Raw genomic sequence first — 14624 nt, 5'->3', positions numbered from 1 at the left:
CGATGAACCAAAATTCCTCGGTAGTTTCCATTGATAGACCGGTTTCCAAGCAGCGGTTAGGATCGTTGCAGCGCAAAGAATCCTTAGCAGGTTTATTGTTCGTTAGTCCGATGATCCTGGGTGTTACGTTTCTAACGCTCATTCCAATTTTAGCTACGTTCCTGATCGCGTTCTCGGATTGGAATTTTATCATGGGGCTTAGCGGCTTCAAATGGGTTGGCTTAAGTAATTTTCAAACCCTGATGGGCGATGTCTCGTTTTTGAAGTCGATGAAAAATAATGCCATGTTTTTACTGACGGTCCCGATTTATATGGGGATTGCGCTGCTGCTCGCGATTCTGATCGAAAAGCATATCTATTTCAAAAGTTTTTTTAAGGTCGCTTTTTTCATGCCCTATATTTCCAGTGTGGTTGCTGTTGCGACGGTGTGGATGGTGCTGTTCAATCCAGCTACAGGTCCTGTCAATCAATTTCTGGTCTCTATTGGGATTAATAATCCGCCAAAATGGATTGCTGATCCGTCCTACGCGCTGCCTTCGCTGATGATGGTATCCGTATGGATATCAATCGGCTTTAATATGATCATATATATTGCCGGGTTACAGGACATTCCCAAGGATCTGTATGAAGCGGCTGACATTGACGGCGCCAACGGCTGGGTGAAATTTCAGCGAATTACACTGCCGCTCCTGTCGCCTACCTCTTTCTTTCTACTCGTATCCGGTATCATTGCAACCTTTAAAGTCTTCGATTTGATTGCTGTCCTCACAAGAGGCGGTCCGATGAGAGCGACCTCGATGATGGTGTGGGACATGTATGAAATGGCTTTTGTTAATTTGAAAATAGGCTATGCCTCCTCGATGGCATCCGTGTTGTTTTTCTGCGTTCTGCTTATTACGATCCTGCAATGGTTCGGTCAAAAGAAATGGGTCAATTATTAGGAAGGAGGAAGCCTTGTGCAATCTGCAATCAATTTGCGTAAAGTAACGCTTACCGGCATCATGTTTCTGTTCAGCTTGCTTTTTCTAATGCCCTTCTTCTGGATGATTTCGGCATCGTTCAAGATTGAAGCGGATGTCTTCAACTTCCCCATTGAATGGATTCCTGTGCATTGGAATGCTTGGGGAAATTACAAGGAGGTATGGTTTGGCCATTATCCCTTCTATACGTACTATTGGAATTCCATTAAAATTAGTGTACTAACGACGCTGATCTCCTGTACGGTTTCCAGCTTGGCAGCCTATGGCTTCTCCAAAGTTCAATTTCCAGCCGGCAAGTGGCTGTTTCTGATCGTACTTGCCACCTATATGATTCCGGGACAGGCCATTCTTATTCCGCAGTTCATTTTATACCGCTCCGCCGGTTTTTTTGATACCCATATGGGGTTGATTATTCTTAACAGCTTTAGTGTACTCGGTACGTTTATGCTGAGACAGTTTTTTATCGGTATCCATAACGAATACATAGAATCGGCCAAAATGGAAGGCGCAGGACATTTCAAAATTTATTTAAGCATTGCGATTCCCCTGGTGCGTCCGGCTATAGCCACCTATGCCATCCTGCGATTCATTTGGACATGGAACGATTATCAGAATCCGTTAATTTTCTTAAGAACAGATAAGTTGTATACGATCCAGTTGGCTATGCAGAAATTTTCAAGCATTAATGGCGAGTTCTATTCCCTCATTATGGCCGCTGCCGTTTCCGCGATCTTCCCGTTGCTCATCGTTTTCTTGATCGGGCAAAAGAGCGTTATTGAAGGCATCTCGATGGGAGGCGTGAAAGGGTAATTGGCATAAAGACAGGGCGAGCTGACGTTATAAAGTCAAAATAGTCTGTAAAAAAGTCAATTCTCTTTTATAGAAGTAGTCAAAGATCTTGTTACAATAATCGAGCATGCAATGGAAACGCTATCACAAAATATGGAGGGGTACACTTGAAAAAGAATGCGTTCAAGGCTTTGCTAGTAGGAACTGTGGGAATCAGTTTGCTTGTCGGTTGTTCCGCCGAAAATAAAACACAATCCAAAGAGGGAAGCAGCACGCCGTCCGGCGGGAAGTCGAAGGAAGCGGTTACGATTCGGTTTTTGACGCACGGCATGGACTCGAACTACAACTGGAAGGAAACCATTCCCGCTTTTGAGAAGAAATTTCCCGATATTAAGATTGATCTGGTTCAGCTTAGCGATAAGGGGGATACGGCAGAGGCGAATAAAAAACTCGATTTGGCCGCTTCCTCCGGGGAAACGATGGATGTCTTGATGCTGACAGACCCAGCCAGCTTTGCGAAGCGGGTTGCCTTGGGGATTGCTGCGCCGATGGATGAATTCATTGCCAAAGAAGGCTTTAAGGTTAGTGAAGAATATAAGGTCGATACGCAGCTCAACGGCAAATATTATGCTCTGCCGACGAAGCTTACACCTTGGTATGTTGTTTTGAACAAAGACCATTTGGATCAAGCGGGACTGAAGGTGCCTACGGATTGGACCTGGGATGAGTTCAGGGACTATGCCAAGAAATTGACGAAAGTCGATGGCGCAACAAAGCGTTACGGAGCATTCTTCCACGGGCCGACTGACGGCGGATTCATGGAGTTTATGAAACTGGAGTTAGGCAATCAACCGGAAAATATGGAATTCCTGAAAGCGGACGGCACCTCCAATCTCGATAGCCCTTTATTTAGAAAAACAATTGAGCTTTACCTCAAAATGGAGAAGGAGGACAAATCTTTAACTCCGTACGACGAAAGAATATCGCAAAAGCTGCACTATCGTCCGGCCTTCTTTAACCAAACGACAAGCATGGTTCTGATGGGCAGTTGGTTTACGAGCGAGCTTGGCGGTACAGACCAATTCCCGCTGAATTTCAATGTGGCCGTAGCGCCATATCCGAAAAACGCGCCTGGCGATCCTAGCGGCTACGCGCCGTATATCACAGATTACATGGCGATAGCGGCGAATTCCAAACATAAGGAAGAAGCGTATAAGTTCATTCGTTGGTATACGACAGAAGGGCAAATCGTCCAAGGCAAGCAGATTCCAGCATGGAGCAAAGTCAAGCCGGAGGAAATGGGGAAAATTGTCGATGTCATTCTGAGCAAAACGAAAAACCCGGAAAAGGTGGATAAAGCCTCGATTACGAACGTGATGACCGGTTACAAATCAGCCAAATCGATTCCTCCTGTGACGTATCAAGCGGAAATCAATAAAGCGATCAATGAGGAATTTGAATTGTTGATTTTCGGCAAGCAGGATATCGACACGATGATCAAAAAATCGAATGATCGCGTTCAAAAATTGATTGATGCCAATAAAAAATAAATAGCTATAATAGAAGCAAGTAGGAGGGGGCACAGGCTAGCCCTTCCTGGTTTCAATAAGGGAGGATCGCAGATGTGGAAGATGCTGGCTAGAATGATGCCACCCCGAACGCTTCGATTTAAATTAATGATTGCATCCGTTGTCTGCATCTTGATTCCGGCTTGTATGACCATCTCGGTCTACAACTATTTGACGCGCGACGCGGTTAAGGAACAAGCGGTATCCAATGCGGCGGAATCGCTAAAGCTGGTAGACGGCTACGTCACGAATTTACTGAAATACATGCTGAATATTACGAATTATATTCAAATGGATTCGGAAATTAATACGATTCTGAGAGAGGTTTCAGGAACCGGATATCAGGGAGCGGATATTGAATATCGGAAATTTGCAGACAGATATAAGATAACGAGCAAAATCACGAATATTACGTTCACAGGCGAGAAAAGCTATGTCACGATTTTATTGAAAAACGGAACGTATTATACCAACTACCCGCTGTATGAGTATGAACCGCTGCAAATCTTCGAAGAGCCTTGGTTCGGTAAATTAAAAGATTTGAGCGGGCTTCAATCCTACTGGGTGGGAACGGCGCCGACCGTGTTTTCAACCGAAAAGTCGTTGAAAAATTCACATCAAATCTCTGTAGCCCGCACACTGCGAGGCGAAGGGCTCGATATCTACGGCTATGTTATTGTCACCATCATGGAAAATCAAGTGAACCAAATTTTCAACCGCATTGCTTCCGATCAGGGAACCTTGCTGCTGGATGAGTCAGATACGATTCTTTCACAAAGGAACAGCGAGCACGTCGGATTGAAATTTCCTTATGTGAAGCAAGCAGCAGAGCACGCTTCGAATATCATTCGCATCGAGGATGAAGATTATTTGCTGACAACGCTCCCGCTAAGCGTTACGGATTGGAAGCTTGTGTCACTAATTCCATACAAAAAAGCGATTTTCAAAATCGATTCCATCTTTAAAAAGGTATTGATTTATCAAGTCATTTCATTTCTTGTGTTTTTATTGCTGCTGCTGTATCTCCTCCAAGCGTTCACGAAACCGCTTGCACATCTTGGCAGAGTGGCGGCAACCGTACGGCGGGGCAATTTGGAGGTTCGCTCCTTTATCCGGGGCAGGGATGAAATCGGAATTCTCGGCATGTCCATCGATCACATGCTGGATCACATCAAGGTAATGATTGCTGAAATTACAGAGACTCAGACGCGTAAGCGCAAGGCAGAGCTGGCCATGCTGCAGGTGCAGATTAATCCGCATTTTTTGTTCAATGTCCTGAATTCGATTCGAATGAAAGTGCTGCGTAAAGGAGATGTGGAAAGCGCGCAGATGATGAGCTCACTTTCCAAGCTTCTCCGAATGACGATCTCTCAGGATCAAGATTTGATCTGCTTTCACGAGGAAGTGGAGACCGTCAAGGAGTACGTGCAATTAATGGATATGCGGCAAAAGGAAAAGGTGAATCTTGAAGTTGATGTGTCACCGGATGTGCTTTATGAGAAGGTGCCGAGATTCTTTCTGCAGCCGATTATCGAAAATGCGCTTATTCACGGGTTGAATCAATGCCCTGGAACGATTACGCTGAGGGCCATTGTCAACGAACGCCAATTCGTCGTGATTGTTGAGGATAACGGGCAAGGCATGGAACCCCACGTATTAGCCAAACTCCGTCATACTGTGCTGTTAGGCAAGGGATTGAACACGGCGGAGGGCGAAGACGCATACCGCTTCTCCAGCGTAGGTTTGCCTAATGTATGGGAACGGATGAAGCTGACCTTTGGGGATGCTTTTGAAATGAAGATCGACAGTGAACGGGGAAAAGGAAGCTGGGTAACGATGCTTTTTCCCAGGGAAATGGAGGGACGCAGCCATGTATAAAGTAATATTGGTGGACGATGATTATCCCGTTCTTGAGTTATTATCGGAAGCCATTGCCTGGGAAAGCCTCGATTTGCAGTTGACCGGCGTTCATGAGAATGGGATTAGCGCTCTGGAAGCGTGCGATAAGGACATGCCGGATATTGTCATTACGGATATTGGCATGCCTAAGATGAACGGTTTGGACCTCATACGTGAGCTGCAGCAGCGGAAACCGGATATTCGGGTCGCAATTCTGTCATGCCATAGTGAATTTCATTACGCGCAGCAGGCTATGAAGCTGAATGTTCAGGAGTACCTATTGAAGGACACGCTGAATCCAACAGATCTGGAGAAGCTGCTAGCCCAATTCAAGGAGAAGCTGGATCAAGAACAGCGGCAGGATCAGCTGCATACCCATCTGCTTAATCTGGTTGATCGCAGCAAAGAGATGATGAAGGAGAAGTTTATTCGCAGCACCATTCAAGAGCCTATTTTGGATGCAGCCAAGTGGGAGGCGGAGGCTGGAGCTTTCGGCTTAAGCTTTCAAGGGCAGGTATGCCTGCCGGTCATGGGCTTTATCAGCAATTACCGAAGCGTTGCGCAGCGATTCGTATCAGGCGATATTTTGCGCTTTGCTGTTAACAATGTGATTCGGGAGGTCCTGGATAAGGAACATTCCGGGGCGATTCATGTCAACTATGATGCCAAAGAATCTTTTATGCTGTTTCTATATCCTCCGGGTCTTAAGATCAATCCCTATGAGCAAACCAAGCGGACGATTGCGTTGATACAAGGGGCACTGCACCGATTTTTGAAAATAAAGATGACTTATTTGATCGGAAGCATAAGCGTTAGTCCCGAGGAACTGAAGCTGGGTCTTAAAGGGCTGCTGGGCAGCACTGCACAGCGTTTCTATTTAGGCGAAGGGGAGATTGCCAGACAACAGGAGCGGGAGCTTGTCCCAGCCTGCGTATTCGCTAATTACGATAGAGCCAATGAAGAGTTTAGGGACATACTTGTCGATAAAAAAGAAGCGGCCTTGCTGCCAACTATCAAGCGTTGGATGAACGTATTTAAGGAGCAGGCGTATCCACCGGAGATGGTGAAGGATTGGGTACTCAAGCTGCTGCTGGATTTGAAGCTGAAATTGGAATCCTTACAGCATTTCCGATCCACGTATTCCGTCGATGTGATGCACAAGGATATTCTGGAGATCGGTACGATGACGGAGTTGGAGCATTGGCTGATCGATTACTTCCATTCCGCTATCTCGGTGACGGGGGAAATTATGGACCAAAGCAAGCGTCTGTCTGTGCTGAATGCTTTGCAATATGTGTCCATGAATTTGGATAAGCGCATCTCTCTGGAGGAGGTGGCCGAGCATCTGTTTTTGAATTCCAGCTACTTCAGCCGTTTGTTCAAGAAGGAGATCGGGGAAACTTTTATTGAATACGTAACCCGAATGAAAATGGAAAGAGCAAAGGAACTGCTGGATATGACCAATGAGCCGATGTGTAAAATTTGCGAGCTGTTGGGATATGACAGCCAGAGCTATTTTATCAAAATATTCAAGTCTTATAACGGGCTGACGCCTGTCGAATACAGAAAGCTAAAATCATTTGCAAGTGTCAAAGTGTAAGTCAAAAATGCGGGGGTGGGATAGCCATGTCAAAGTGTGCATTGGTAACCGGAGCGGACCGGGGGTTAGGGTATGAGTTGGCTGTTCAACTGCTTGAAAGAGGATACACCGTGTTCGCTGGACGATTTATGCTGGATTGGAATCAGCTCGACAAAGCGGTCTATGCCTATAACGGAAGGCTAATCGCGATTGATTTGGACGTATCGGATGACGAGAGTGTTAGGCAAGCTGCGCTCAAGATCGGCGGGTATACGAGCAAGCTGGATCTTGTTATTAATAATGCGGGTATCGCCAGCGGCAAGGACGATGAGATTTTTGGCGAGATTGATTTCAACGCGATGATGGGGTTGTATAATGTGAATGCATTGGGTCCGCTGCGCGTGACGAATGCGGTCATATCGCTGTTGATGAACGGTGAAGACAAGCTGATCGTCAACATTTCTTCCGAAGCCGGACAGATTAATCAAACGTGGCGGGAGAGCTGGTACGGCTACTGCATGTCGAAAGCGGCGTTAAACATTCAATCCAACATTGTTCATAATCAATTGAAAAATAAAGGAGGACGCGTTCTTGTCATCCACCCAGGCTGGATGAAGACGTATATGAGCGGAAAATTAAACGATTCAGCCGATGTCGCAGCGGCAGAAGCAGCTTCACAGATCGTGGAAACGCTATTGCAGTATCAAGAAAACAAAGAAGTATTGACGCACCCGGCTTTCCTTGATTACAAGGCAGAGGCAATGAGCTGGTAAAAGAATCGAAAGGGGCTTGTATGCATATGAACAACGACAAAAAAGCTTTATTGCTGGGGGATATCACAAACGCCAAATATCATCCGCTTCAAGCGGTAGCTGATGACATTACGGAAGTATTCCGGGATCATATCGGTGTGGAAATATCGGAAGACCGGGAGAAGCTAACATTTGAAGAGTTGAAAGCGTTCGATTTATTCATTTCTTATACGGATAGTTGGAAGATCCAGGTGACGCCAGAGCAAGTAGCAGGCGTACTAGCGTATGTAAGCGGAGGCGGCGGGCTGCTTGTTATACATAACGGGGTATCGCTGCAAGCAAGATACGAGCTTAGCCAATTGATAGGCGCCAAATTTACGGGACATCCTCCTTATACATCGTTGGATTTCCACCTTACCTCCGCCGAACACGAGATCACGCAAGGGATCGAGCCGTTCTCCATGAATGAAGAGCCTTACCGTTATGATATGGATCCGTTGTCAGAGAAGACGGTGCTGCTCGAATACACGCATGAGGGCGAGAAGTGGCCTGCTGCTTGGGCACATGAGTACGGTCTGGGCAGAGTTGTGTACCTCATGCCAGGGCATCATGTGGAATCATTCAAGCACCCGATGTACCGGAAGTTGATCCTTCAGGGCGGTCAATGGGCTTTGAGAAAGCAGCGTTAATAATAAACCCTCCACCCTGTTTGATCAGGGTGGAGGGTTTTCACATACAGAGCCTTATAGCGTTGCACCTTTTCCGCCGTCGACATTCACCGATGTGCCGGTCACATAAGAGGCGGCATCGGAGACGAGAAACGCGATGACGTTGGCGGCCTCTTGCGTGTAGCCGATGCGTCCCAAAGGAATTTGATGGTGGGGAAGCTGCGAGAATTGCTCCCAGGTCAGCTCGGGATACTGGTTTTTCCAGCTTCGCTCGATTTGATCGCTTTGAATTAATCCTACGCAGACGGCATTCACGCGAATATGGCTGGCGGCCAAATCCTGGCTCATCGCCTTCGTTAACGCCAAGCCTGCAGCACGGCTGACCGAAGTGGGCAGCGTTGATGCGCCTGGGGTTTTGGCGGATGAGGTAGACATGTTCACAATCGCTCCTTTACCTGACTCCTTCAAGTAAGGCAGGGCTGCTTTGGAACAATGAATAGCACCAAACAATTTCAAGTCGAGATCCTGTGTCCACACCTCGTGCGTTGCTTGCTCGAAAGGGCTGGCGGCGAAGGTTCCGGCATTGTTGATCAAAATATCCAAACGCCCAAAGCGCTCCACCGTTTCCGCAACAGCTCTTTGGCAATCTTCTTCACATGACACGTCGGCCCTAATATAATGAACCTTCGCGCCGGTTTTCTCTACAATCCTCGCAGATGCGCCCCGCAGGTCGTCTTCATTGCGAGCGCAAATGGCGATATGAGCGCCTTCAGACGCTAGCGTGATCGCTGTCACCAATCCGATCCCCTTGCTTCCGCCGGTAATTAGAGCTACTTTTCCTGTCAATCCCAAATCCATGTCATATCCTCCTGTCATTCCTAGTCCTGATGAACCTTTCATAAGTATAGTGAAAATTGGCGGTCTTTCTTTATCTGTATTTTGATTATTCGTAGCATTATTTTTACTTCATTCCAGCTGTGATACACCTCACAGAGAAAGTTGTAGGAAAGGCATATAATAAAGGTACATTGATCAAAGGAGGAATTTACGTGCGTAGCGGGATGTCAAGCCAATAAGCCTACATGCGGCATATTTCCAACGGACAGTTCTCGCAGCGGCATATATTGCGAAGGTAAGTTATGTTTCTAATGACAATGTAGCCATTGTTGAAGTCGAGAGCGTTGTCCTTTTTCATATCATTTAGCATGCGATTGACGCTTTCGCGGGTGGCTCCAATCATGTCCGCCATTTCGGAATTGTTTATTTTGTAATGAATGTGAATGTTGCCGCCTTGGGGAACGCCGTACGAATTGCTTAATCGAATCAGCAAAGAACAGAGCGCGCCCGGCTTGCCATACATCATTAAATCGCGAAATTTCGTTTCGGTCATGCGGTGAACGAGTCCTATCCATTTCATAAATTCAATAGCCAGGTCGCCGTGCTGCCGAAGCAGGACTTCGAGGTCTTTGCGTTGAATGACGCCAATTTCACCATCCTCGGTCACTTCCGCACCGAAACTATGCAGCGAGTTCTGAAAGGGATCGATTTGGCCGAATAAATCACCGGCTTGATGCAGATAAAGAATGAAGCTTTTGCCTGTTTCAGACTGTTTGGTGACGCGGACTCCGCCCTGGACGATATAATATAATTTGTCTGCCGTGTCGCCTTCCCAGAACAAAAAATCCCCTTTAGCAGCACGTTTTACATGCATAATGCTCTGCAGTCTTGCGAAATTTTCCGGAGAGAAACCATTCATATTCCCTTTTGGATCTTTCGGTGCCACTGCCTTGCAAGCAGTCATTTCATCTTTTCGTGCAGTCATCATAGCCATGGGGACCAGCTCCTCATCGTATCTTTGGTTATCTTCATCTTATCGAATTTCGTTCTAGGTTGTTATCGGGAGTTCTACTGATCTTTCAGGGGGAAACTCCTTATTTTAATTGTGAGGAAAATCACAGCCAGCTCTTGCATTTGCGTAAATTCCTGATGCGGGAATCAGGGTTTTCCCTGACTTACAAGAAGTCTCAAAACGTTTACAATGATTGGTGAAGAAAAACTCAGCTTTGCTTCGTCGAAACGGAGGTGCCCTGTGTGGCAAGTAGAGAGGTAAACATACTAGTAGAACTGGAGCTTTTGCGAAGCTTGACCTCAAGTGATTTCATTGCGCTGGCGCCTCCTCCTGATGACAGAGGGCGCAGCTACTGGAAGTATGTACTAGGCAATGGAAACGACAAATATCGACAAATGGTCATAAAAAAAGTGAGCCTTGGACTAGCCGGAGCTGTTCTGCGCCTTGGCCGCTGGGTTAAACTGGATGAAACGAATCCCCGGATTAACCAGGAAAGACTGCATTGTCCCGTTATGCTTGCTGAACGTTTGCAGTCTGCTGCGGCTTTTCCGCTAGTGACCGGCTCAAGCCATCGGATATTGGGTCTGCTATATATCGGGAAACGGGAACAAACCAGATTTGAAGCCAGTGAAATAGAAGCTGTCCAAGATAGAATACACACCTTAACTTCCTTCATAGAGGAAAAGGCAACGTGAATGTTCTTACGGGAAGGCATCATTTTTGTTATGATTAGAGGACAGAAGAAGAAGGGCTGGTCATAATAGCCGGTTACAAGGAGGATGGGATGTTGAGAATTCTAGTCGTGGATGATCATGCCGTGGTGAGGTCGGGATTAATGATGCTGCTCCATGGCAAACACAATATGGAAGTCGTCGGAGAAGCTGCGGATGGTGCAGAAGGGATTCAGGCAGCCTTGCGGTTGAAACCGGATGTTGTTTTGATGGATCTGAATATGCCGTCAGGCATGGACGGACTTACCGCGACAACGGAACTAAAACGACTAATGCCGGATGCAGCCATTCTGATTTTGACCATGCATGATGACGATGAATACTTATTCAGAGCCATTCATGTCGGCGCATCCGGATACATCTTGAAAAGCGCCCCGCACGAGGAGCTATTGACGGCTATCCGTTCTGTAGCAGCGGGCAATGCCTATTTATATCCAACGGCTACGAAAAGGCTCATGAATGAATATATTGAACGTTTAAAACAAGGTGAAAATAAAGACACTTTCGAATCACTCTCAGAGCGGGAAAAGGAAGTGTTGAGCCTGATTGCCAAAGGCTTCTCAAATAAAGAAATTGGCGAACAATTGATCATCAGTGTCAAAACCGTGGAGTCCCATAAAAGCAACGTAATGGAGAAGCTTGGCCTCAAGACGAGACCGGAATTAGTGAAATTCGCCGTGAAGAAAGGACTGCTGAACTTTGAGTGAGACTTTGGATAAAGAGTTTCCGAATGTCATCGGCGAGCATGTCGGCGAATTATTGGATCGCCTTGACGAGCATATCGCAGATGCCGTATTTCAACAGGACTTACGACAGTCGCTGCAGCAGTTGTCCAATGTGAAATTTGCGCTCGACGAATCCTCCATTGTCGCGGTGACGGATCCCAAAGGAGTCATTCTCTATGTCAATGACAAGTTTTGCGAAATTTCAAAGTATCCCCGCATTGAACTGTTAGGGCGCGATCACCGGATTATTAACTCCAGCTATCACCCGAAGGAATTCATGTCCCATCTCTGGCAAACGATTTCCTCAGGGCAGGTATGGCATGGGGAAATCAAAAATAAAGCGAAAGACGGAAGCTATTACTGGGTAGATACAACGATCGTTCCATTCGTGGATGAAAAGGGCAAACCTTATCAGTATCTCGCGATTCGGAATGAGGTTACGGAACTTAAACGAGTGGAAGAAGAGCTCAAGGTGATGATGTCGCAGGTAATGCAAATTCAAGAGGAAGAGCGCAGAAAGTTTTCCCGCGAACTGCATGACGGCATTGGTCAAAGCCTTTTTTCTTTGCTCATCCAGATGGATCGGTTCATTGGAGAAGGGGAAACGGCGAACCCGGAGATCACGATTCTGAGGCAAAACGTTTCCGAAATCATTGAAGAAGTGCGAAGCTTAGCATGGCAGATCCGGCCTTCGGTTTTGGATGATCTAGGCGTTGTGCCTGCCATACGCACCTATATTGATAACTATGCAGATCACTATGGGATAAAAGTAAAGCTGGAAAGCTCCTTGCGAAAACGACTCGGTCCGCTGGAAGAAACAACGATCTACCGCGTCATACAAGAAGCGCTTACCAATATTGCTAAATATGCGGATGTCTCAGAGGCTAGCGTTTCCCTGCATGAGATTGAATCTTGCGTTGAGGTGCGAATAGTTGACAAGGGGAAAGGTTTTATAAGAAACAGCATGGCTAAAGGGGTAGGCCTGTTTAGTATGGAGGAGAGAGCTAAGAGCGCAGGCGGCCAGTTAACTGTTGATTCGCGGGTGGGAGAGGGGACGGTAGTGGTTTTGAGGGTGCCGGTGAAATGAGGACGATTAAATTAAGCAGACTGTCTCAAAAGTAATCGATATGGATATGCTGGATGGATCCTAAACGGTAGAAAAAAGCGAGTAGACTGGGAATATTGTCGTTCATCGCTTGGAAGTCTTGATACATGAGGCTTTCAAGTGATGAAGGCGCTGGAGTTTCACGTACTCCTGCAACAATAGAGCGAGAAAAAAGCTCTCTTTTATCTGCGCCGTTTAGCAAATAGAAGGGAGTTTTTTCTTTTCTTCTGCGATATCATAGGGGAAAGAATGGTTAGAAAATAATGAAAAGTAGAGGTGATCTTTCTGAGTGAGGACATTTTTACTGAGCTAATAACAATGAATCCTTTTACTTTTACTGAATTGCTAATGAAGCTAATTGAAAACAAAGGTCAATACTGGTACTTCCTTGAAGAAGATTTTATTCCTCTAGGTGACGCATACGATGATGAGGATTCATGAAAGCACGATTTGATTGAAAGTAGGTAATCAATATGTTCTCATGGTTGGAAGAGGTCGAACGAAAAAGTTTTAGTGCAATTTCGCTGGAACATAAGCCCTTTAGAAATTGAACAGATGCGATTTGAAACTAATCCAACAAATGTAACTGAACTTGGACAATTTTTCGCTGCTCCAAGCTATTTATTATCTGAAAATACAATGGTTCAATTGCCTGCAAATGATTCGACTGCAAGAAACCTTATTCTCAACGAAATTGCTCCGCATTTTAAAGTGGTCAAAGCTGTGTGGGTTGAAACTGAGATAGAAGAAATTATGATGCAATATCTAACGGATTCATCAAGAAAGCTGTTTCAAGACCTAATGGTCGACGGTAAGATACCTGTAGTTGCTGATTTGTATCGCAACAAAAATAGAAACTTACTTAGTTCTCAAAAGCCGTGCCGTACACTTCGAAAATTCAGAGTCAACACAGACTTGTTAGAGCCTTTAAAAATAACTGATACAAAGTCTATTCAGCGATTTATCGAAAATGCTTATTTTTCAAAAGGTGAACGATTGCCGTTGTCACCTACGGGATGGAAGTTGGGAGATGAACTTCGCCATTCTATAACGCTAAGGATGTTTGCATCATTTGTTCCTTATATTGAACTTTGGGTTGATGCTGATGATTTAAGTGTTGTGGCACTTGATTTATTTCCAGCATAGTTGTTAAATAAGCAATTTGATTGCGGAGGGTTATATGCTTCTACATAAAATGATACATGAAATAAGGTCAAAAGAGGATTTCATTAAGTTTCTTTCCGCTCTTAGGAAGGACTTAGCTACAAGTAACGACGATTGGGAAAATCCAACGTTAGAAAGATACCTTGAAAATATGGAAGCTTGGATAGGAACAATGGATAGTTACTATAACAATACTAATCAACCCATTCCAGAGCAACCATCATGGAAGATGCTTGCTGATATTCTATACGCATCAAAAATATACGAGTAATAAGACATAGAATTTATAAGAAACCCTATAGAAGAGGTTGGAGCATTATAACATGACAAAAAAAACAAAATACTTATCGTATGGTGGTTCTTTACTCTACGCAATAATCGTTTATTTACATATTGGATATAAGTGGCAATTCCTCGCTTTGTGTTTAATTTCACTTTTATTATCATTTTTGGTTGATGAGCCAAGTAAAACTTACGTTAGAAAATTAATTAAAGTGTTTCTTTTTATTCTATTTGTTGGTTCATTAATGTTTATTGCAGTTGCTTTATTAATGGTTCTAGCAAAGTATTTGTTCAAATAAAGGAGCAATTTTATCTAGTTTCCATAAATGGAGTGAAAGAAATGATTATAAAATGGATTACATGCAAAGTACTTGAAAGCCAAAGACAAATGTTTTCGATAGCCCAAGAACAATGGAAGCAATTAAAAGGAGTAGAAGGGTTTTTAGGGCAAGTTGGAGGTTGGAATCAAAATAAGCCATTAGAAGCGTGCATTATTTCTCTCTGGGAAAATGAGATTTTATAGAAAATGTTCA

16 protein-coding genes are annotated in these 14624 nt (G+C 45.0%); 14 read left to right on the top strand and 2 right to left on the bottom strand.

Annotation, left to right across the window (positions count from 1 at the left end; genetic code table 11):
- The first annotated feature begins 2 nt into the window (after positions 1-2).
- From AC3WRW_RS13250 to AC3WRW_RS13220, 7 genes are all read left to right on the top strand, one after another.
- The gene (locus AC3WRW_RS13250; RefSeq protein WP_492546782.1) at positions 3-941 is read left to right on the top strand and encodes a carbohydrate ABC transporter permease; all 939 of its coding nucleotides are present in this window, start codon (positions 3-5) and stop codon (positions 939-941) included.
- Between the two features lie 60 nt (positions 942-1001).
- Complete coding sequence (locus AC3WRW_RS13245) at positions 1002-1790, top strand: carbohydrate ABC transporter permease (RefSeq protein ID WP_492546865.1); 789 nt, start codon at positions 1002-1004, stop codon at positions 1788-1790.
- Between the two features lie 146 nt (positions 1791-1936).
- Complete coding sequence (locus AC3WRW_RS13240; protein WP_492546781.1) at positions 1937-3319, top strand: ABC transporter substrate-binding protein; 1383 nt, start codon at positions 1937-1939, stop codon at positions 3317-3319.
- Positions 3320-3391: 72 nt separating this feature from the next.
- On the top strand, positions 3392-5215 hold the full coding sequence (locus AC3WRW_RS13235; RefSeq protein WP_492546780.1) for a cache domain-containing sensor histidine kinase: 1824 nt from the start codon (positions 3392-3394) through the stop codon (positions 5213-5215).
- Positions 5208-6836: a response regulator transcription factor gene (locus tag AC3WRW_RS13230; RefSeq protein WP_492546779.1), complete on the top strand. Its 1629-nt coding sequence runs from the start codon at positions 5208-5210 to the stop codon at positions 6834-6836. The genes AC3WRW_RS13235 and AC3WRW_RS13230 overlap by 8 nt, the downstream gene beginning before the upstream one ends.
- 26 nt (positions 6837-6862) lie before the next feature.
- Positions 6863-7588: an SDR family NAD(P)-dependent oxidoreductase gene (locus AC3WRW_RS13225; protein ID WP_492546778.1), complete on the top strand. Its 726-nt coding sequence runs from the start codon at positions 6863-6865 to the stop codon at positions 7586-7588.
- A gap of 26 nt (positions 7589-7614) precedes the next feature.
- Positions 7615-8256 (top strand): ThuA domain-containing protein, encoded by a 642-nt coding sequence (locus AC3WRW_RS13220; RefSeq protein ID WP_492546777.1) that lies wholly within the window; start codon positions 7615-7617, stop codon positions 8254-8256.
- A gap of 54 nt (positions 8257-8310) precedes the next feature.
- Here the strand turns inward: AC3WRW_RS13220 and AC3WRW_RS13215 are convergent, their stop codons facing one another.
- Positions 8311-9093, bottom strand: a complete 783-nt coding sequence (locus AC3WRW_RS13215; RefSeq protein WP_492546776.1) for an SDR family NAD(P)-dependent oxidoreductase — start codon at positions 9091-9093, stop codon at positions 8311-8313.
- Between the two features lie 220 nt (positions 9094-9313).
- Positions 9314-10036, bottom strand: a complete 723-nt coding sequence (locus tag AC3WRW_RS13210) for a Crp/Fnr family transcriptional regulator (RefSeq protein WP_492546864.1) — start codon at positions 10034-10036, stop codon at positions 9314-9316.
- A gap of 290 nt (positions 10037-10326) precedes the next feature.
- On the opposite strand from AC3WRW_RS13210, the gene AC3WRW_RS13205 reads away from it, so the two are divergent.
- From AC3WRW_RS13205 to AC3WRW_RS13175, 7 genes are all read left to right on the top strand, one after another.
- Positions 10327-10779: a GAF domain-containing protein gene (locus AC3WRW_RS13205; protein WP_171684819.1), complete on the top strand. Its 453-nt coding sequence runs from the start codon at positions 10327-10329 to the stop codon at positions 10777-10779.
- Positions 10780-10868: 89 nt separating this feature from the next.
- Positions 10869-11522 (top strand): response regulator, encoded by a 654-nt coding sequence (locus AC3WRW_RS13200; RefSeq protein WP_492546775.1) that lies wholly within the window; start codon positions 10869-10871, stop codon positions 11520-11522.
- Positions 11515-12627: a PAS domain-containing sensor histidine kinase gene (locus AC3WRW_RS13195; protein ID WP_492546774.1), complete on the top strand. Its 1113-nt coding sequence runs from the start codon at positions 11515-11517 to the stop codon at positions 12625-12627. Before AC3WRW_RS13200 ends, AC3WRW_RS13195 begins: the two co-directional genes overlap by 8 nt.
- Before the next feature lie 531 nt (positions 12628-13158).
- Positions 13159-13791: a hypothetical protein gene (locus AC3WRW_RS13190; protein WP_492546773.1), complete on the top strand. Its 633-nt coding sequence runs from the start codon at positions 13159-13161 to the stop codon at positions 13789-13791.
- 34 nt (positions 13792-13825) lie between these two features.
- Complete coding sequence (locus AC3WRW_RS13185; protein WP_492546772.1) at positions 13826-14080, top strand: DUF7660 family protein; 255 nt, start codon at positions 13826-13828, stop codon at positions 14078-14080.
- 52 nt (positions 14081-14132) lie between these two features.
- Positions 14133-14390, top strand: coding sequence for a hypothetical protein (locus AC3WRW_RS13180; protein ID WP_492546771.1), 258 nt, complete (start codon positions 14133-14135; stop codon positions 14388-14390).
- A 41-nt stretch (positions 14391-14431) separates the two neighbouring features.
- Positions 14432-14614, top strand: coding sequence for a DUF4937 domain-containing protein (locus AC3WRW_RS13175; RefSeq protein ID WP_492546863.1), 183 nt, complete (start codon positions 14432-14434; stop codon positions 14612-14614).
- The last annotated feature ends 10 nt before the right edge of the window (positions 14615-14624 follow it).

The organism is Paenibacillus sp. FW126-R14, from assembly GCF_058789495.1.
Note: the sequence above shows the minus strand (reverse complement) of the source record. Positions and strands in the feature narration are given on the sequence as shown.